This window comes from Flavobacterium sp. WC2421 (assembly GCF_040822115.1).
Lineage (GTDB): Bacteria > Bacteroidota > Bacteroidia > Flavobacteriales > Flavobacteriaceae > Flavobacterium.
The window spans coordinates 192,563-211,622 of sequence record NZ_CP162004.1; the positions used below are offsets into that span (position 1 = coordinate 192,563).

Genomic DNA, 19,060 nt, shown 5'->3' on the forward strand with positions numbered 1-19,060 from the left:
TTTCACTTGTTTAAAGTTTAAAAATGTTCAACCTTACTCTTTATAATTTACCTTCTTTCTATAAGTTTTGTACCGCTTGTTTAAATTGTTTTCCTCTATCCTCATAGTTTTCAAACAAATCAAAACTTGCACATGCAGGCGATAACAATACAGTATCCCCTTTTTCGGTCAAACGTTGCGCCATTCTTACGGCATCATTCATATTGGTAACTTCAACCATAATATCAACTACATTACCAAATGCATCAATTATTTTTTTATTATCGACTCCTAAACAAATTATTGCTTTTACTTTTTCACGAACTAATGACATCAATTCATTATAATCATTCCCTTTATCGACACCACCTACAATCCACACTGTTGGTGTGTTCATACTGTCTAAAGCAAAGAAAGTAGCATTTACATTTGTCGCTTTTGAATCATTGATATATTGAACATTTTGAATTTTCAATACTTTCTCCAAACGGTGCTCTACTCCTTGGAAATTAGATAAACTTTCACGAATTGTTGCTTTTCTAATTTGCATCAATTTAGCCACAGAGGTTGCTGCCATTGCATTTTTCATATTATGTTTTCCTTCCAAAGCAATTGACTCCGTGTCCATTTTAAATTCCTCTTGATTAATTGATACTTCCATTATGTTGTTTTTGATAAATGCTCCTTCACTAAAAGTTTTTGTTAATGAAAAAGGGATTAGTTTTGCTTTTGTTTTATTTTTATTTAGCCATTCATTAATAGCCTCGTCATCTGCGTCATATATGAGGTAATCATCCTCTGTTTGATTCATTGTTATTCTAAATTTTGAATCAATATAATTTTCGTATTTGTAATCGTATCGATCTAAATGATCCGGACTAATATTGGTAATAATTGCTATATGAGGTTTGTAATCTTTAATGCCATCCAATTGAAAACTACTTAATTCTAACACATAGGAATCAAATGTGTCATCAGCTACTTGCCAGGCAAAACTCTTTCCAATATTACCCCCCAAACCGACATTCAATCCAGCCGATTTTAACAAATGATAGGCTAACATTGTTGTCGTAGTCTTCCCATTACTTCCAGTTATCCCAATAGTTATTGCTTTTGTAAAAGGAGCCGCAAATTCTATTTCTGATATCACAGGGATCCCTTTTTCGATTAGTTTTTTAACAATTGGAGCTTTTTCTGGAATACCAGGGCTTTTCATAACCACGTCAGCATTCAAAATCAAATCCTCAGTATGTTGTTCGTCTTCGAAATCAATACCATTACTTACAAGAACTTCTTTATAGTTTTCTTTTATCTTTCCAAAATCAGACACAAAAACATCATATCCTTTTTTCTTACCTAGGATTGCTGTTCCTACTCCGCTTTCTCCGCCGCCTAATACAACTAGTCTCATGTTATCTTAATTTTAAAGTAACAATTGAAAGTATCGCTAACATGATAGCTACAATCCAAAAACGAGTTACAATTTTACTTTCATGATAGCCCTTCTTTTGATAGTGATGATGTAAAGGAGCCATTAGAAATATTCTTCGTCCTTCACCAAAACGTTTCTTGGTATATTTAAAATAGGTCACTTGCAATACCACCGAAAAATTCTCAACTAAAAACACTCCGCAAAATAATGGAATCAACATTTCTTTTCGAACTGCAATCGCTAAGACGGCAATAATCCCACCGATCGTCAAACTTCCAGTATCTCCCATAAATACGGATGCTGGATACGAATTATACCATAGAAATCCAATTAGTGCCCCTGTAAAAGAGGCGATAAAAACCGTCATCTCACCCGAATTAGGGATGTACATAATATTCAAGTAATTGGAGAAAATAATATTTCCTGAAACGAAAGTAAAAATACCTAATGCCAGTACGGATATTGCCGAAGTTCCCGCGGCGAGTCCATCTATACCGTCAGTTAAATTAGCCCCATTAGAAACTGCTGTTATAATAAAAATCACAATAGGAATAAAGATTACCCAAGCCCATTTTTCATATCCTTCTCCAGTCCAAGCTAATAATTCAGCATAATCAAATTCATTGTTTTTGAAAAATGGAATTGTAGTCGCTGTCGACTTTTCTTCCAAAGGAGCTTCATAAATAACATTCTCAGTGGTCATCTTAAAAACATCACTTTTACCCGTATCAGTACGTACTGTTACACTTGGATTAAAATATAGAACTGTCCCAACAATTAAACCTAACCCCACTTGTCCAAAAACTTTAAAAATCCCTTTTAGTCCTTGCTTGTCTTTTTTGAAAATTTTTATATAGTCATCTACAAAACCAATTGTTCCCATCCATAAAGTCGTAACAATCAACAAGACAATATAAATATTATGCAATTTTGCGAATAACATAACTGGTAACAATGTGGCAAATATGATGATTAACCCCCCCATTGTAGGAGTACCTGCTTTTTCGTTTTGCCCAGCCAAACCTAGTTCTCTAACTGTTTCACCTACTTGCTGATTGCGTAAAAAATTGATAATTCTTTTACCATAAACAGTAGATAATAATAGTGATAATAAGAAAGCCAATGCCGATCTAAAAGTGATGTATTGAAAAACACCAGTTCCAGAAACATTCATCGTTTTATCTAAATATTCAAATAAGTAATACAGCATATTTTACTATTTATGAAGTTGTTCTAATATTTCTTTTACAATTTTCATATCATCAAAATCATGGCGAATTCCCATAATTTCTTGATATGTTTCGTGTCCTTTTCCTGCTATTAAAATAATATCATTGGGTTGAGCCAATTGACAAGCTGTTTTTATAGCTTGTTTTCTATCAGTAATTGTCAAGATCTTTTTATAGTTTTGAGGAGCAACACCCGTTTCCATCTCAGTTAGAATAGTATCTGGATCTTCATTTCTAGGGTTATCGGATGTAAGAATTGCTTTGTCACTCAAATCAGAAGCAATCCCAGCCATAATAGGACGTTTTGTTTTATCTCTATTACCTCCACAACCTACAACTGTAATCAATTGTTCGTTTTTGGTTCGAATATCATTGATCGTTTTCAAAACATTTTCTAATGCATCCGGAGTATGTGCATAATCCACAATAGCAGTAATATTTGACTCAGAAACGATATATTGAAATCTTCCTGAAACACTTTCCAATTCAGATAACAATCTTAAAGTTTCTAAACTATCTAAACCTAATTCAATAGCGGTTCCGTAAATAGCCAAAACATTATAAGCATTAAAAGTTCCAATTAATTTTACCCATACTTCATTTCCATCAATTTTCAATAACAATCCTGACAATTGATTTTCTAGGATTTGGGTTTTATAATCAGCATACGATTTTAATGCATAGGTGCGCTTTTTGGCCGCTGTGTTTTGCAACATAATTGCCCCATTTTTATCATCAGTATTTGATAATGCAAATGCCGTTTTTGGAAGATGATCAAAAAAAGATTTTTTCACATCTCTATATTCAGCAAAAGTGGGATGGTAATCCAAGTGATCGTGTGATAAATTGGTAAAAACTCCACCCGCAAAAAATAATGCCTCCGTTCTTTTCTGATGAATTCCATGTGAACTCACTTCCATAAAACAATAATCAACATTGGCTGCTTTCATTTCTGCCAAGTAATAGTTGATTGTTATAGAATCTGGTGTTGTATGAGTTGCTTTATATTCAACATCATCAACCATTATTTTAACGGTAGACAATAACCCAACTTTAAACCCTGCTTTTTTAAACAATTGATACAATAAAGAAGCAATTGTAGTTTTTCCATTGGTTCCTGTAATCCCTACTAATTTTAAACTTTCCGAAGGATTTCCAAAATAATTAGCCGCCATATAAGCCAAAGCCTTGTTTGTATCCAATACTTGTACATACGTAACTCCTTTTACTAAAACTTTAGGAAAGGCATCGCAAACAATTGCTTTAGCACCTAAATTAATTGCTTTTTGAATAAAATCATGACCGTCCGAAATAGCCCCACGAATAGCTATAAAAATATCATTTTGCTCTATTTTCCTAGAATCAAAATCTATTTTGTTAATAGCAATATCCGTTGAACCGTTTATAGACTCAATAGCTACTTTATATAATATGTCTTTTAGTATAATCACAATAATTCTAATGTTATAGTTGTGTTTTTTATTATATTCTGACCCGCTTGAAGCGATTGCGTTTTTACTTTCCCCATTCCTACCGCTTTTACCTTAATGCCTAGATTTTCTAATAAAGCAACTGCATCCATTCCCGGCATCCCTTTAACATCAGGAACCAGTTCTTGTTGTTTTTGTACTTTAGCAAAGTAATTGTTATAGCTATCTTCTTGTTTTGGGACTTTCTTATTTAATTTTTTAATTTCATTAGTCGAAGGCACATCTGTAAATATTTTTTGTGCAATTCGCTTAAAAACTGGTCCAGCAACATCGGCACCATAATAATTATTGTTCACTGTACTCGGCTTATGCACGACTACAATACACGAATATTTAGGATGATCTGCAGGGAAGTACCCTACAAATGAAGAGGCATAGTATTTTCCTGCTCCTCCATCTTTGGCATAATTAACGGCAGCAGTTCCCGTTTTTCCAGCCATTGAAAATTCTTTGGAAAACAATTTAGAAGCCGTTCCTTTTTTAACCACATTAGCCAAGACTGCTTTTACTTTCAATAGAGTTTCCTTAGAACATATCTTAGGATTAATTACTTCTTTTTCGACCTTTACAATCGTTTTATTCCATTCTTTAATTTCAGAAACAAATTGTGGTTTCACCATTTCACCATTATTTGCTACAGCATTATAAAAGGCCAACGTTTGCATTGGCGTAACCGAAACACCATACCCAAAAGCCATCCAAGGAAGTGAAATATTAGACCAATTCTTGTCAGAAGGTTGCGGTATAAACGGCCTACCTTCTCCTTCAAAATCCATATTCAATTTTTTATTCAATCCATACGAATTAACGTGGTTTACAAACTTGGTAGGATTATTTTTATAATTATCATAAACCGCTTGAACCATTACCGTATTTGAAGACAACTCAAAACCTCTAGCCAATGAGATCTTACCATATCCTCCTGTATGAGAATCCCTTACCGATTTTCCGGAATATTTAACTACCCCACCATGTGTATCATAAACAGTACTTGTATCCGCCACTTTATCTTCAAGAATAGCCATTAAATCAGCCAATTTGAACGTTGATCCCGGCTCATGCGATTCAGCTACAGCATAATTTGTAGTTTCATAATAAGTACCATCGTTAGCTCTTCCTAAATTAGCTATCGCTTTTACCTTACCAGTTTGAGTTTCCATCACGACAACACAACCATGATCCGCTTGGTAATCTTCCAATTGCTTCAATAAAGCATGATGTGCAATATCTTGAATATAAACGTCAATAGTCGAAATTACATCGTAACCATCCTGAGGATCTACTTCATTTATATCACGTATGGGTTTCCATTGCCCTTTCGCAATTTTTTGTTTTAAGATTTTACCGTCTTTACCGTTAAGATATTTTCTATATGCCCATTCAATTCCTTTACCATCAGAAGTTCCATTGGAATTTCGACGCTCATAGCCAATCGTTCTTTCGGCAATTTTACCTATCGGATGCTCCCTAACGGTCTTTTGCTCAACAATAATTCCTCCTTTGTAAGCTCCTAATTTGAATAAGGGAAATCCTTTTATTTTAATATAATCGGTATAACTTAAATCACGAGAAATCAAATAATATCTATTATTATTTGCTCTAGCTCTTCTTAATTCATTTTGATAAAAACTACTCGGTTTATCTAGAACTGTAGCTAAAGAATCTGATAATGCTTGAACATTTTTTTCGAATACCTCTGCTTTTGGTGCCAAAGCATCAAAACGTATTTCATAATTAGGAATCGAAGTCGCTAACAAACTCCCATCAGATGAATAAATATTTCCTTTATTAGAAGGAATTACAAAATTCTTAACCGTTCTCTCTTTGGCTAATTTTCTATAATAATCCCCTTCAACCCATTGAATATTTGTCAATTTCACGGCAATCGCAATCGCTATCAAAAAAATAGCAAATGCAACCAGATAGATTCGGTACGATATGTATTTATCTTCTACTGCCATAATTTTTTAAGAAAACTTTTCTCTTCTTCTTTTTTTACTTTTATCTTAATTGGAGGAACTGTTGATGGAAAAATTTCTTTCTCAATCATTTTTTCAGAAACTGTCGACTCCATTTTTAACTTCATTAACTGTGAACGTCTGTCCACAAATTCGGATCGCAATTCTTTGACCTCAGTTGTTAACTGAGCTATTTGAAAAACTTTTTGCTCAAAACGTTGTGTATTTGCAATCATAACTATAGCCAGTAATATTAAAAAAACTATAAAACGCCAATTTTTTACCGCGTCATCATCGATAAGAAACTTAGCTTTCAATATACCGTAAATGCCTTTTTTCATTACCTTAAATTATTTCTTTTCGGCTATCCTTAGTTTTGCACTTCTCGCTCTATTATTAACTTTAATTTCCTCATTTCCAGGAATAATTAATTTACCTATCGTTTTAAAAGGAACAGAAAAATTACCAAAAAAATCACGCTCAGGCTCTCCATCAAACATTCCGTTTTTCATGAATCGCTTCACTAATCTATCTTCTAAAGAATGATATGAAATAACACTCAACCTTCCACCTGGATTTAAAATTTCTAATGATTGCTCCAAAAATTCCTTTAAAACATCCATCTCTTGATTCACTTCAATTCGAATAGCTTGGTAGATTTGAGCTAAAATTTTATTCCTAACTCTTTCCGGTAAATATTTTGCCAAAACTTCTTTTAGCGTATCGGTTGTTTTTATTGGATGCACTTCTCTTGCTTCCACAATTGTTCTTGCCAAAACAGGCGCGTTTTTCAACTCACCATAATCTAAAAAAACTCTTTTCAAATCTGCTTCGTCATACTCATTCACCACTCTGTATGCATTCAAATCGTTTTTTTGACTCATCCTCATATCCAATTCCGCATCAAATCGAGTTGAAAACCCTCTCTCCGCAACATCAAATTGATGTGAAGAAACGCCTAAATCACCCAAAATTCCATCTACACTTTTCACTCCGTAAAAACGTAAAAACCGCTTAATAAATCTGAAATTTTCATTAATCAACACAAAACGATCATCATGCAAGGTATTCTCTAAAGCATCTTCATCTTGATCAAATGCAAAAAGCTTTCCTTCAGGCCCTAACCTACTCAAAATCTCCTTAGAATGCCCTCCTCCACCGAAGGTCACATCTACATATATACCGTCAGGCTTTATATTTAAACCATCTACAGATTCCTTTAGTAAAACCGGATTATGATATTCCATTGTCGTCGTCATTTATATTTCCCATTACATCTTCTGCCAAATCAGCAAAATCAACATCTTCTCCGCTTATTGATCTTTCATATAAATCTTTATCCCAGATTTCAACAATATTTACTGCTGATGAAAAAACAACATCTTTTGTAATATTTGCAAAAACAACTAAATCTTTAGGAACTAATAATCTTCCCAAAGAATCAATCTCAACAATTTTAACTCCCGCAGTGAACCTGCGTATAAAATCATTGTTCTTTTTAACAAATCGATTTAACTTATTAATTTTCAACATCATCAAATCCCATTCTTCCATGGGATACAGCTCAAGACACGGTTGAAAAACAGAACGCTTCAAAACAAAACCGTTTTGAAGAGATGGCGCCAATTGCTTTTTCAAAGGAGCTGGTAACAGCACCCTTCCTTTAGCATCGACCTTACATTCATATGTTCCAACAATTGTATTCAAACAAATAGCTTTTAAATGATATAGAGCAAAAATATGAAAAATATTACCACTATTTACCACTATATCCCACTTTGTTGATAAGTTTACCCGCTTTTAGAGAAAACACCTTAATTTTTGGACTGTCAGACTGTTAGCATCTTAATAATTTAAGTGTAAGAATATTCAGGCTATCGAAAAAGTGAGCAAATTATAATCAATAATTTAACGTTAAGACGATACTATTTATATTACAAAAAGTCTCGCGAAAATTGAAATCCAAAGGATTTTGAAGCAATCCATCTATTAAAAAATAAATGATTAATTATATACTCAAAAATCGCATTCAAAAATTCTTTTTAATTTATTAAATCATATATTTGTGAAAATTGAAAAATCGCATTCATAAACATGGAAAAAAACTATAAGAAAGAAGGCAGATACAGTTATTATGAAGCTGGAGAAGGAACGCCTATCGTAATTTTACACGGGCTAATGGGTGGACTAAGCAATTTTGATGCAGTTGCTGAACACTTTTCTGATAAAGGATATAAAATAGTTATTCCAGACTTACCATTATATACTCAAAATATTTTAAAAACTAATGTTAAAAATTTCGCTAAATACGTTAAAGACTTTATTACTTTCAAAGGTTTTGACAGAGTAATTCTTTTAGGAAACTCATTAGGGGGACATATCGCATTGTACCATACAAAAATGTATCCCGAAAAAGTAGCGGGACTTGTAATTACAGGAAGCTCTGGGCTTTACGAAAGTGCAATGGGAGACAGCTACCCAAAAAGAGGTGATTATGAATACATTAAGAAAAAAGCCGAAGATGTATTTTACGATCCTAAAGTAGCAACCCCTGAACTTATTGACGAAGTATATGCCTCCGTTAATGACCGAATAAAATTAATAAAAACGCTAACGATAGCTAAAAGTGCGATTAGACACAATATGGCAAAAGATTTACCTAAGATGCATGTACAAACGTGTATTATCTGGGGTAAGAATGACAAAGTAACCCCTCCTGATGTTGCAGAAGAGTTTAACAAATTGTTACCTAACTCAACTCTATATTGGATTGACAAATGTGGCCACGCAGCAATGATGGAACAACCGGAAGAGTTCAATCGTTTGCTAGAAGACTGGTTAACACATACCCATTTATCAGTTCATTAAATTTATAAAGGAGAATTTATACCTAAAAAAAATGAAAATTAATACAGCCGAATTTGTAATTAGCAATTCAGATGTCTCAAAATGTCCTAAGGACTTTTTACCTGAATATGCTTTTATTGGCCGATCAAACGTAGGAAAGTCATCATTAATAAATATGTTGACCAACCAAAAAAAACTAGCTAAGACTTCTGGGCGACCTGGAAAAACACAACTGATAAACCACTTTTTAATAAACAACAATTGGTTCTTAGTTGATTTACCAGGATATGGATATGCTAAAGTTTCTAAAAAAACAAAATCAGTTTTTCAGCAATTTATTACGGATTATTTTGAAACAAGAGAGCAATTAGTTTGCGCCTTTGTTTTAATTGACATCCGACATGAAGCTCAAGCCATAGATGTTGAATTTATGTCTTATATGGGTGAAAGTGAAATTCCTTTTTGTATTGTTTTTACAAAAGCAGACAAAATTAGCAAAGTAAAAATTGACTCTCATATCGCAGCGTATAAAAAGAATATGTTTGCCAATAACTGGGCAGAAATGCCTCATTATTTCGTAACATCAGCTACTGAAAATATTGGAAAAGAAGAACTACTTTCCTATATAGACGAAGTAAATCAAGAAGTTTTCAAAAACAATGGACAGTTTTAAATTACTGTTCATTATCCACTTCAAAAAGAAGATTTTTATACCAAAAAAAGTACAGCTAGCGCTGTACTTTTTTTTTACTTTATATTTTAAAAAGAAACTATTTTGATTCCAACAAATGGATATTCTTTTTTGTACTTTCATCAATATCATCTTTTATTTCAAGATTTAAGACTTTCCATTCTTTATATATTAAATACTGATATAAAATATAGAACAAGGAATTAAAAAACCAAAAATCCAATAAGAATGGCTTAGTGAAAATCACTGAATCACTATTTCCACTTAAAAAGATACTAGCACTACTAGCCAAATAAAGTATTAAGCCGTTACAAAAATAAAAATAATCGCTTTTATCCTTTTTAATATTAAACACTAAAAACAAAATTCCATAACTAATTAACAATAGTGATGTAATACCAATTTCAAGCATATTAAATTGCCAATAAATAGATGGATCTATTGAATATTGAATTCCTAAAAAAAGAAGAACTGCTATTAATAAAAATGCAACAATTTTTTTTTAAAAATCCAATTGAGAATATATTATAAAAAAACAGACTCATTGCAACAAATTGAAAAACAAAATAATAATGAGACAAATAAAAATTTTCTCCTGGCCTTAAAAAACCTATTAGATTGCAACAAAATTCAATAATAAACAACAAAATTAAATAAACAGTAATTATACGATACAAAACATCCTTGTTTTTTCTTGCCAAGTAAAATCGTATCCCGTTAATAAGTAAAAAAAACAAACCTACTAAACTAACAATAAATGGAAATAACATATCATCAAGATTTAATTGCAGACTAATTTAAAAATCAAATTTCCAATTGCACAACATCCCATTATACAATGTACTACATAACAAATATAACTAACTCATAAAAAAAACTAGCGCTAAAAATAAAATTTTCTGTTTTTTGACATAAAAAAAGGATAGTTTAAAAAAACTACCCTTAAAATATTTCACTGTTTTATTGCCACTACTTTGTCAACTCTAATTTTTCTGCAAAATAATCACAAAAATCTTTCATTGTATCGGCCATTTTTTCATCACCTGTAGCACGATGAAAAGTATCTGACATAGCAACTAAGGTTTGATGAAAGAAAATTTTCATCTCATCGACTGGCATTTCTTTTGTCCATAAGTCAATACGCATACTTTCTTTAGTTTTACTGTCCCACACAGACAACATAATCGCTTTCGCTTCCTCTAATTCCACCCCACCATCTTTGGCAGACCAAAGTAATTTTTCTGGAACACGGTTTTCATCTAATTCTACTAGAAATTTAATTTCTGATCTATTTATATCTGACATTACTTCTTTGGTTTATATTTTGATTTTTCAAATATTTCTTTAGCATTTGCTTTTAATAATCCTTGCAAAGATACTTCATTGTTATTCATATATGAACGAACAATTTGCCATCCAATCCAAGAACCAACTCTTCCCGGAGACTCATTATCAATTTCCAAATAAAATTTAGAAAATGGTGCTAGGTTTATAAATCGAGGAATCAGTTTTTGATCATCACTATATAGCATTTCTTTTTCTATAAAATAACGCCATATATAACTTTCATTTTCCTCACACCATTTAATTTGCTCAGGCGTATATCCCATTTTATCCGCATCGCTATAATCAGGCAAAAACATATCTTTTAAATACAATTCTTTCCCAGCATAAACCATATCAGACAATAAACTCTTTTCTTGATTAGGTGCCGTTTTATATTTAAAAAAACCAGAAACTACATCAGGCATAATTTGTTCTTGTTCAAAATTTTGCTTGATATAATTAGGAAACTGATAAAACTTATGTTCTTTACCTAAATACATCTCAAGAGAAATGACTACAAGACTATCCGCATAAATTGCTTTGTTATTGTAATCCATTTCAGATATAACGGTAATTATTTTTGGAGTTTTCGTTTTAGGAAAATAATACTTTATATGTTGAAAAAGCGAAGTTAATTCTAATTTTGTTGGTTCAAAATCAGCATATTTTTTTTGCACTTCACTATATAATTCACGCCACTGAGGGTTTTGCATTTTTTCCACCCAAACTTCGTCATCATTACCTAATGGAAAGAAAAAAGGAAACTCTTTTTTAAGTTTATTTAAATCTTTGGGTTGTGATTCAAAAAAAAGCTTGTCAAAACGAACTACTTTTAATTCAACAGGAACTTCAGCTACTGCTTTTTCAATTTTATTTTTTTGACCACAGGATAAAAAAAACAGAGATAGAACAAAAGGAATTATATATATTTTCATTTTTTTAATTAAATTTGCATACGAAAAATAAGGCAAAAGTACATACTGCCAAATGACTTTGCAAATATACATTCCTCCTACCTAAAAGTTAAACTATTATGACAAAAAAAAATACTATTCAAGTTGAAAAAGTCAATACTCATATTGTAAACTGGTTAAAAACATATGCCGAAAATTCAAAAGTAAACGGGTTTGTTATTGGAATTTCTGGTGGGGTGGACTCTGCTGTTACCTCCACTTTATGTGCCCAAACTGGATTACAGGTATTATGTGTCGAAATGCCAATTCATCAACACGAAAGCCATGTAAGTCGTGGACGAGAGCATATTAAACAACTAAAGGAAAGATTCCCAAATGTTTCTAATGTTGAAACAGATTTAACCTTGCTTTTTGAAACTTTCAAAAAAACGATGCCTACAAATGTCGAAGATTGTAAACTCCCTATCACACTAGCTAACACTAGAGCACGTTTACGAATGACAACTTTATATTATTTCGCAGGAATTCACGGTTTGTTAGTTGCTGGAACAGGAAATAAAGTAGAAGATTTTGGCGTTGGTTTTTATACAAAATATGGTGACGGAGGAGTTGATCTCAGTCCAATTGCAGATTTAATGAAATCAGACGTTTTTGCGTTGGCAGCATATTTAAAGGTACCCAATTCCATTTTAGAAGCCACACCATCAGACGGCCTATTTGGAGACGAAAAAACGGATGAAGAACAACTAGGTGCAAGTTATGACGAATTAGAATGGGCAATGCTTGTAGACGAACAAGATAAATCTCAAGAAAATTTTACCGAAAGAGAAAAAATAGTTTACGAAATTTACAAAAGGTTAAACAAAATCAATCAGCATAAAATGAATCCTATACCAGTTTGTTTACTTAATCGGGATTAATAGCATTTTATCAGAAATAAATAGTGATTATCTATTTTTTTAACTAACTTTAATGACATCGTTCAGTAAAAAACTCTTAAAAAAACAATATTATGATAAAAGTTTGTTTAGCAGATAACTATCCGGTAGTGCATTTTGGAGTAAAGTCTTACTTCAAAGACCATAGTGAAATTTCAATTACCGCAAATGTGGGAAGTTTTTTAATGATTAGAGATATTCTACTCACTAAGGATATTGATGTTTTAATTTTAGACTTAGAATTGGAAGGCCTTTCAAGTATTTTTGAAGTAAAATCAATTTTGAAAAATTTTCCAAAAACAAAAATTATAATCTTCAGTGGACTATCTGAACAAATATATGCGCCAAATGCAATTAAGGCGGGTGTATCTGGATTTGTTCATAAAAAAGAAAAATTAGAAACACTTGGTCTATCCATTATAAAAGTCTACCAAGGTAAGATTATAATGAATGAGACCGTTAAGAAAAACCTTGCTTTAATTGCCAAACAAAGTAAAAGTGAACGACTGTATAGAAAACTATCCAATCGCGAAGTAGAAGTGCTACGTTATTTAAGTGGCGGGAAAAAGAACCATGAAATTGCAGAAATCCTAAATCTTAACGAAAAAACAATCAGTACCTATAAATTACGATTGTTAACCAAATTAAACGTAACCAATCTAGTAGATTTAGTTGATAAAGCAAAAAAGCTAGAAATCGTTTAATTAAATCTTGACATAACTCGTCCTAATTTTTTTGAAAAAGCATGAGTTAAGCCATTATAATCTTGAATCATTGTCATAGGTTCTGTATTATCTGCATCAGCTGATATTGAACCTTTTAATTCCTCAATAATCCTGCCTACTAGATACCAACGCAATGTCAAAATAGTTTCAGAAACATTTTGAGCAATGGTGTCATTTTTTGATTTGGGAAAAATATTTTGCCCCTCCCAATTGTGCATAACAAGCCTTTCCTCTTCCATCAAGATGTCTGTAACTTCTTGTGCAAATTCTGGCTGCAAATGCATTAAATATTGTTCTAAACTAAAAGAATCATTTTGGAGGTAATAATTTGTCAAGTCATTAAATATTTCTCTAAATAAAGGATTTGCTAATTGCACCTCATCTTCTTGTAGACTCAAATAAATTCTTTGAAAAACTTTAAATTCTCTTTTTTCAACAACCATGACAATCTCTCCTTCTTCATTAGTTTTCATGAATGTATCCTCAAACTCTTCTGTCTTATTGCCATACAAAAGTAATATTTCGATTATTTTTCGCTCCAAACGATAGAGAATATCGACTTTTTCAGCTTCAACTGGATTCTCATTTTTTATTACTTCAAAGGATTTTTTTCCTTGCTCCTGTTTTTGTTTTTTCCCAACCTCAACAACATCTTTTTGAACTAATTGAGCCAAAGTACTCACTAATACTTGTTCAGAAATATCCATTATTCTAGAACATTCCTGAATGTAAATTTCTCTTTGAATTCGATCTGGGATTTTCGAAATACTCAATACCATATCTCGAATCAAATCGGCTTTCTTAATTGGGTCGTTCTTGGCTTCATTCATTAACATTGAAGCCTTGAATTGTATAAAATCCTTGGCGTTAGTCTCTAAATAAGCTACTAAATCATCATAAGAAGTTTTTTTGGCAAAACTATCTGGATCTTCTCCATCAGGAAAAGCACATACTTTTACATTCATCCCTTCTTCAAGAATCAAATCAATTCCACGAATAGTCGCACGAAGTCCAGCTGCATCACCATCAAAAAGTACTGTTATATTTTTTGTCAATCGATTCACCAACCGAATTTGATCTGGGGTCAATGCTGTACCAGATGAGGAAACAACATTTTCAATACCTGCTTGATTGAATTGAATCACATCTGTATATCCTTCTACTAAATAACAGTTGTTCAATTTAGCTATGGATTGTTTGGCTTGAAAAATACCATACAAAACTTTACTCTTATGGTAAATGTCGCTTTCAGGCGAATTTAAGTATTTTGCCGCTTTTTTATCATTGGTCAAAATACGTCCTCCAAAACCTAAAATCCGACCAGACATGCTTTCTATAGGGAACATTACTCTCCCTTTGAAGCGATCAAAAGGCCTGTCTTCTCTAGCAATAGTTAAACCTGTACTTTCTAAAAATTCTAATTTATACCCTTTACCTAATGCTTCTTTAGTAAATGCATCCCAACTTTCAGGAGAATAACCTAGACTAAATTTCTTAATAGTTTCATTTGTAAACCCTCTTTCTTTAAAATACGAATAGCCAATAGCTTTACCTTCCTCAGAGTTTAAAAGGGTCTTATGAAAATAGTCTTTGGCAAATTCAGAAACTAGATACATGCTCTCTCGAACATCAGTAATGGCTTTTTCCTCATCTGTTTGCTCCGTTTCTTCAATTTCAATATTGTATTTATTAGCCAAGTATCGAATGGCTTCAGGATAGGTAAAATGGGAATGTTCCATCAAGAATGCCACTGAATTCCCCCCTTTTCCCGAACTAAAATCCTTCCAAATACCTTTGGCAGGCGACACCATAAAGGAAGGGGAACGCTCGTCAGAAAACGGGCTCAAACCTTTAAAATTACTACCGGCGCGCTTTAAATTAACAAAATCGCCAATAACCTCCTCTACTCGAGCAGTTTCGAAAACAGTATCTATAGTCGCTTTTGAAATCAATTTAATTTGGGGTCAAAGTTATAAAAGGTCAAAGTTACAAAGTTTTTAAATAGTAAAACCCTTTCGAGATTCAATATCTGAAAGGGTTTATTAACTAACTCAAAACTATTCTAATTGAAATCAAAACGTAATCCTAGAGAAACATTATTTTGTTTTAGTACGTTTTCTTTAAATATGGGATTTAAATCATATTTAAGATACAAACTAGTTGCCTTGTACCCTACATATGTACTCAAACCGTAAATAAAATCATTGGTGTTAAAACCTCCTTTTAATTTATCAGTGACATCGTGATTATCGACTTGGTATTTTAAAATTTGTTTTGTTTTTAATCTTGTTCCTATATATCCTCCTAAACCAATTCTCCAAGATTGATGTGTTCTAAAATACGTTTGATCCACTTTTGTCTTTTTTTCTGAAAAATCAAATTCGAAATTCAAAGGCAATACTAAATAAACATTTTTGAAACGAGCTTCCTCTATTTTTATACTATTACCCGCTGGATCATTAGAATTTGCCTGCAAAACAGTTTGTTTACCGTTAACTTCAAAAAAACGATTATCAGTAGGTCGTAAATTGTTATACATCACTGAAAACCCATATTTTAAGTGCAACAGATTATTTTCTTTAAAAAGTCTTGTATTAGAGGTAAAACCCCATTCGTAAAAGCGAGATGCTAGATATCTAAAATCAGAATCTTTAACTTCACCTTCAGTTGCAACATTATTTAATCCCAATGCAAAAACAAATTGAGAAGTAGTTCTTTTTTCATTTCTATTATTATTCTCATACCCTTTATCTCCTTTTTCCCATTTCAATATTAATTTATACGGTTTTTTTAATGTATCTGATTCTGATATTTGGCCGTCTACTTTTTCTTGAACCAAATTTTTCAAAGCTTCTTGTTCTAGTGCTACTCTATTTTCGATATTAGTTGCCCTTACTTCTGCCAGCTTTCTCTTTCTTAGCTCTGCTTCTTCTTTCGTAATGTTTCCATTAATTAATTCATCATTGACCAAATCTACTTCTAATTTCAAAGCTGATTTCTCTTCATTGGTTATCATTTCGATCGTATTGGCAATTGATTTTGCCCTTTTTTCGAATGAATCTTGTGCCATCATTTTACTTGCTAAAAGGCATGTCAGAAGTACTAAGTAAATTGTAAAATTTCTCATGATAATTTGATTTTAATAATGATTGATGATTTGTTTATTCTAAATTTCTATTCGCCAACGCTACTTTTACAGTTTGGTAATTTTTGTTAATTTTTACAATTACTTTTTCTCTAAAAGAAGGCTCTAGTTCGTTATCTACTTGTGAAAGTAAGTTATTCGCATTAACAGAAACTGATTGTTTTTGCCCTATTTGGTTCTCTTTAACCATTTTTGACTCAATAGATCCTAAAAGAGTATTGATTGTATTATTACTCGCTTTCTCAGCAACTAAAGGAACAGGGACATTATTTTGATTGTTTTCTGATTTGTTTTGATTGATGACTGAAACCTCCTTGTTTTTATTCAATAATTGCGTTGGCTTTCTGTTTAGATTATTATTCTCGGCCACCACTTCTTTCCTCCTAATCAAACTTTTAGTACTTATAGAAGTTGTAGTATCTTTAATATTTACTTTTTGTTCTTCAGTAGTATTCCGATCTAATTTTTGTTCCAATACAACTGGAGTAGTAGTACTTATTTTTTTAGCTCCAAAACCATTAAAAAAAATAGTCCCAACAATTAGGAAACCTATAAAGCTAGCTGCAATATACATCCAAGTAAAAGACCTTTTCGGTTTCTCAGTAGCAGTCAACATCGCATCCAATCGATCCCATGCTTGAGCAGAAGGCTGAATTTTTCTTGCCTCCAATTTCTCCTTTATTATGCTATCCAATTTATTCGGTTCCATAATCGTATTTTTTTGTTGCGTTAATTTGCTTCTGCAAAATTTTTCTTGCATGTGACAATTGTGACTTAGATGTTCCTTCATTGATCCCAAGCATAATGGCTATTTCCTTATGTTTAAAACCTTCAATAGCATATAAATTGAAAACCATTTTATAGCCATCAGGTAAATTATCTATCATACACTGAATGTCATCTGTTGAAAATTCGCATTCTTCAGCTTCGTCACTTTCCTCTACATGAACTACATCTTCAATAAAGCTTACTTTCTTATGCACTCGCAAAAAAGAGATACATTCATTAACCATGATTCGCCTAATCCAACCTTCAAAACTCCCGTTGTGTTGAAAATTTTTAAGACCAGTAAATACTTTCATGAAGGAAGTAATCATCACATCTTCGGCTTGTTGTACGTCTTTTACATAAAGCCGGCAGATACTTAACATTTTTGGTGAAAACCGAGAATAAATTTGCTGCTGTGCCTGACGATTATTCTCGACAGCTAGCTGGATCATTTCTTTTTCCTCTTGATGTAAGTTGATTACTTTCAAAGTCTTTATAAAGGGTTTCTATTAATATAGACGATTGACAATGCAAAAAGGTTGCATAGCAGTTAAAAAAAAATGGGTTTAAAAAATAAAACAATAACTGCCAGCGAGTTATAATTTTAAAAAAACTATTTCTTTCTTTCAATAACGTAATTAACCATTAAGATTAAAGCATCTTTAAAGGCCGAGTTGGGATAATTATCCAATAGCAAAAGTGCTTCTTGTTGAAATTCGACCATTTTGTTTTCGGCGTACCCTAAACCATTATTATCTTTTACAAACTCAATCACTTCTTTTACCCTTTTTTTGTCTTTGTTGTGGTTTTTTATGGAATTGATTAACCATGATTTCTCTTTTGAAGTACAGGTATTCAAAACATGAATTAAAGGAAGAGTCATTTTTTGTTCCTTAATATCAATACCTGTTGGTTTCCCAATAGCATCATCAGTATAATCAAATAAATCATCTTTGATTTGGAAAGCCATTCCAATAAGCTCACCAAATTTTCGCATATTCTCAACTTGTACCTCATCATCAATAACTGATTTTGCGCCAAGAGCACAACAAGCTGCTATAAGTGTAGCAGTCTTTTTACGGATAATTTCGTAATAAATATCTTCGGTAATATCGAGTCTTCGCGCTTTTTCTATTTGAAGTAATTCTCCTTCACTCATTTCGCGAACAGCGACAGAAATAATTTTAAGTAAATCAAAATCACCATTATCAATTGAAAGCAGCAATCCTTTTGAGAGCAAATAATCTCCCACAAGTACAGCGATTTTATTTTTCCACAATGCATTAATGGAGAAAAAACCCCTGCGACGATTACTATCATCCACCACATCATCATGCACTAATGTTGCAGTATGAATCAATTCAATCACACAAGCCCCGCGGTAGGTTCTTTCGTTTATTGTTCCTCCAGAAACCATCTTAGCAGTTAGGAAAACGAACATCGGTCGCATTTGTTTCCCTTTTCTATTTACGATATAATAAGTGATTCTATTGAGTAATGCCACTTGTGAAGTCATCGATTCATAGAACTTTTTTTCAAAAAGTTCCATTTCTTTAAAGATGGGCTGTTTTATTTGAGAAGTGACATTCATTTAGCATTCAAAGTTACATCTTTTGAT

Annotated in this window: 18 protein-coding genes; 4 read left to right on the forward strand and 14 right to left on the reverse strand. The window is 32.2% G+C overall.

The window, feature by feature from the left end:
• Positions 1 to 58: 58 nt before the first annotated feature.
• From murD to AB3G33_RS00915, 7 genes are read right to left on the reverse strand one after another with little or no spacing between them, the layout of a single operon-like run.
• Complete coding sequence (gene murD / locus AB3G33_RS00885; RefSeq protein WP_367771942.1) at positions 59 to 1,390, reverse strand: UDP-N-acetylmuramoyl-L-alanine--D-glutamate ligase; 1,332 nt, start codon at positions 1,388 to 1,390, stop codon at positions 59 to 61.
• A 1-nt stretch (position 1,391) separates the two neighbouring features.
• Complete coding sequence (mraY, locus tag AB3G33_RS00890) at positions 1,392 to 2,621, reverse strand: phospho-N-acetylmuramoyl-pentapeptide-transferase (RefSeq protein ID WP_367755060.1); 1,230 nt, start codon at positions 2,619 to 2,621, stop codon at positions 1,392 to 1,394.
• Positions 2,622 to 2,627: 6 nt separating this feature from the next.
• Positions 2,628 to 4,091 carry a UDP-N-acetylmuramoyl-L-alanyl-D-glutamate--2,6-diaminopimelate ligase gene (locus tag AB3G33_RS00895; RefSeq protein WP_367771944.1) on the reverse strand — a complete coding sequence of 488 codons (1,464 nt, stop codon included), beginning with the start codon at positions 4,089 to 4,091 and terminating at the stop codon, positions 2,628 to 2,630.
• A complete protein-coding gene (locus AB3G33_RS00900) occupies positions 4,088 to 6,091 on the reverse strand; it encodes a penicillin-binding protein (RefSeq protein ID WP_367771946.1) in 2,004 nt (667 codons plus the stop codon). Before AB3G33_RS00900 ends, AB3G33_RS00895 begins: the two co-directional genes overlap by 4 nt.
• Positions 6,082 to 6,429, reverse strand: a complete 348-nt coding sequence (locus AB3G33_RS00905; RefSeq protein ID WP_367771948.1) for an FtsL-like putative cell division protein — start codon at positions 6,427 to 6,429, stop codon at positions 6,082 to 6,084. Before AB3G33_RS00905 ends, AB3G33_RS00900 begins: the two co-directional genes overlap by 10 nt.
• A 9-nt stretch (positions 6,430 to 6,438) precedes the next feature.
• Complete coding sequence (gene rsmH, locus AB3G33_RS00910) at positions 6,439 to 7,347, reverse strand: 16S rRNA (cytosine(1402)-N(4))-methyltransferase RsmH (protein ID WP_367771950.1); 909 nt, start codon at positions 7,345 to 7,347, stop codon at positions 6,439 to 6,441.
• On the reverse strand, positions 7,322 to 7,795 hold the full coding sequence (locus tag AB3G33_RS00915; protein ID WP_367771952.1) for a division/cell wall cluster transcriptional repressor MraZ: 474 nt from the start codon (positions 7,793 to 7,795) through the stop codon (positions 7,322 to 7,324). Before AB3G33_RS00915 ends, rsmH begins: the two co-directional genes overlap by 26 nt.
• A 387-nt stretch (positions 7,796 to 8,182) precedes the next feature.
• Between AB3G33_RS00915 and AB3G33_RS00920 the strand changes: the two genes are divergently transcribed.
• Positions 8,183 to 8,956, forward strand: a complete 774-nt coding sequence (locus AB3G33_RS00920) for an alpha/beta fold hydrolase (RefSeq protein WP_367755072.1) — start codon at positions 8,183 to 8,185, stop codon at positions 8,954 to 8,956.
• Positions 8,957 to 8,987: 31 nt separating this feature from the next.
• Positions 8,988 to 9,608, forward strand: a complete 621-nt coding sequence (yihA, locus tag AB3G33_RS00925; protein ID WP_367755074.1) for a ribosome biogenesis GTP-binding protein YihA/YsxC — start codon at positions 8,988 to 8,990, stop codon at positions 9,606 to 9,608.
• A gap of 987 nt (positions 9,609 to 10,595) precedes the next feature.
• Here yihA and gldC read toward each other — a convergent pair.
• The gene (gene gldC, locus AB3G33_RS00930; protein WP_367755078.1) at positions 10,596 to 10,931 is read right to left on the reverse strand and encodes a gliding motility protein GldC; all 336 of its coding nucleotides are present in this window, start codon (positions 10,929 to 10,931) and stop codon (positions 10,596 to 10,598) included.
• Positions 10,931 to 11,887, reverse strand: a complete 957-nt coding sequence (gene gldB, locus AB3G33_RS00935) for a gliding motility lipoprotein GldB (RefSeq protein WP_367771954.1) — start codon at positions 11,885 to 11,887, stop codon at positions 10,931 to 10,933. Before gldB ends, gldC begins: the two co-directional genes overlap by 1 nt.
• Before the next feature lie 98 nt (positions 11,888 to 11,985).
• Between gldB and nadE the strand changes: the two genes are divergently transcribed.
• Both nadE and AB3G33_RS00945 read left to right on the forward strand, forming a co-directional pair.
• Entirely contained in the window at positions 11,986 to 12,786 is an 801-nt protein-coding gene (gene nadE, locus AB3G33_RS00940) for an NAD(+) synthase (protein WP_367771956.1), read from the forward strand.
• 92 nt (positions 12,787 to 12,878) lie between these two features.
• Positions 12,879 to 13,508: a LuxR C-terminal-related transcriptional regulator gene (locus AB3G33_RS00945; RefSeq protein WP_367755084.1), complete on the forward strand. Its 630-nt coding sequence runs from the start codon at positions 12,879 to 12,881 to the stop codon at positions 13,506 to 13,508.
• On the opposite strand, the gene dnaG is transcribed toward AB3G33_RS00945, so the two are convergent.
• The 5 genes from dnaG to AB3G33_RS00970 form a co-directional block, all read right to left on the reverse strand.
• On the reverse strand, positions 13,505 to 15,481 hold the full coding sequence (gene dnaG, locus AB3G33_RS00950) for a DNA primase (RefSeq protein ID WP_367771958.1): 1,977 nt from the start codon (positions 15,479 to 15,481) through the stop codon (positions 13,505 to 13,507). The genes AB3G33_RS00945 and dnaG overlap by 4 nt on opposite strands.
• A 110-nt stretch (positions 15,482 to 15,591) precedes the next feature.
• Positions 15,592 to 16,656 carry a hypothetical protein gene (locus AB3G33_RS00955; protein ID WP_367771960.1) on the reverse strand — a complete coding sequence of 355 codons (1,065 nt, stop codon included), beginning with the start codon at positions 16,654 to 16,656 and terminating at the stop codon, positions 15,592 to 15,594.
• 34 nt (positions 16,657 to 16,690) lie between these two features.
• Positions 16,691 to 17,383 carry a hypothetical protein gene (locus AB3G33_RS00960; RefSeq protein ID WP_367771962.1) on the reverse strand — a complete coding sequence of 231 codons (693 nt, stop codon included), beginning with the start codon at positions 17,381 to 17,383 and terminating at the stop codon, positions 16,691 to 16,693.
• Complete coding sequence (locus tag AB3G33_RS00965; protein WP_367771964.1) at positions 17,370 to 17,930, reverse strand: RNA polymerase sigma factor; 561 nt, start codon at positions 17,928 to 17,930, stop codon at positions 17,370 to 17,372. Before AB3G33_RS00965 ends, AB3G33_RS00960 begins: the two co-directional genes overlap by 14 nt.
• A 125-nt stretch (positions 17,931 to 18,055) precedes the next feature.
• The gene (locus AB3G33_RS00970) at positions 18,056 to 19,033 is read right to left on the reverse strand and encodes a polyprenyl synthetase family protein (RefSeq protein ID WP_367771966.1); all 978 of its coding nucleotides are present in this window, start codon (positions 19,031 to 19,033) and stop codon (positions 18,056 to 18,058) included.
• Between the last annotated feature and the right edge of the window lie 27 nt (positions 19,034 to 19,060).

Bases quoted from the DNA above. Each gene is read 5' to 3' on its own strand.
- AB3G33_RS00900 (WP_367771946.1), bottom strand. From the start codon at position 6,091: ATGGCAGTAGAAGATAAATACATATCGTACCGAATCTATCTGGTTGCA.
- gldC (WP_367755078.1), bottom strand. From the start codon at position 10,931: ATGTCAGATATAAATAGATCAGAAATTAAATTTCTAGTAGAATTAGAT.
- AB3G33_RS00960 (WP_367771962.1), bottom strand. From the start codon at position 17,383: ATGGAACCGAATAAATTGGATAGCATAATAAAGGAGAAATTGGAGGCA.
- AB3G33_RS00970 (WP_367771966.1), bottom strand. From the start codon at position 19,033: ATGAATGTCACTTCTCAAATAAAACAGCCCATCTTTAAAGAAATGGAA.
- AB3G33_RS00905 (WP_367771948.1), bottom strand. From the start codon at position 6,429: ATGAAAAAAGGCATTTACGGTATATTGAAAGCTAAGTTTCTTATCGAT.
- yihA (WP_367755074.1), top strand. From the start codon at position 8,988: ATGAAAATTAATACAGCCGAATTTGTAATTAGCAATTCAGATGTCTCA.
- AB3G33_RS00920 (WP_367755072.1), top strand. From the start codon at position 8,183: ATGGAAAAAAACTATAAGAAAGAAGGCAGATACAGTTATTATGAAGCT.
- nadE (WP_367771956.1), top strand. From the start codon at position 11,986: ATGACAAAAAAAAATACTATTCAAGTTGAAAAAGTCAATACTCATATT.
- AB3G33_RS00955 (WP_367771960.1), bottom strand. From the start codon at position 16,656: ATGAGAAATTTTACAATTTACTTAGTACTTCTGACATGCCTTTTAGCA.
- murD (WP_367771942.1), bottom strand. From the start codon at position 1,390: ATGAGACTAGTTGTATTAGGCGGCGGAGAAAGCGGAGTAGGAACAGCA.
- gldB (WP_367771954.1), bottom strand. From the start codon at position 11,887: ATGAAAATATATATAATTCCTTTTGTTCTATCTCTGTTTTTTTTATCC.
- mraY (WP_367755060.1), bottom strand. From the start codon at position 2,621: ATGCTGTATTACTTATTTGAATATTTAGATAAAACGATGAATGTTTCT.
- AB3G33_RS00945 (WP_367755084.1), top strand. From the start codon at position 12,879: ATGATAAAAGTTTGTTTAGCAGATAACTATCCGGTAGTGCATTTTGGA.
- rsmH (WP_367771950.1), bottom strand. From the start codon at position 7,347: ATGACGACGACAATGGAATATCATAATCCGGTTTTACTAAAGGAATCT.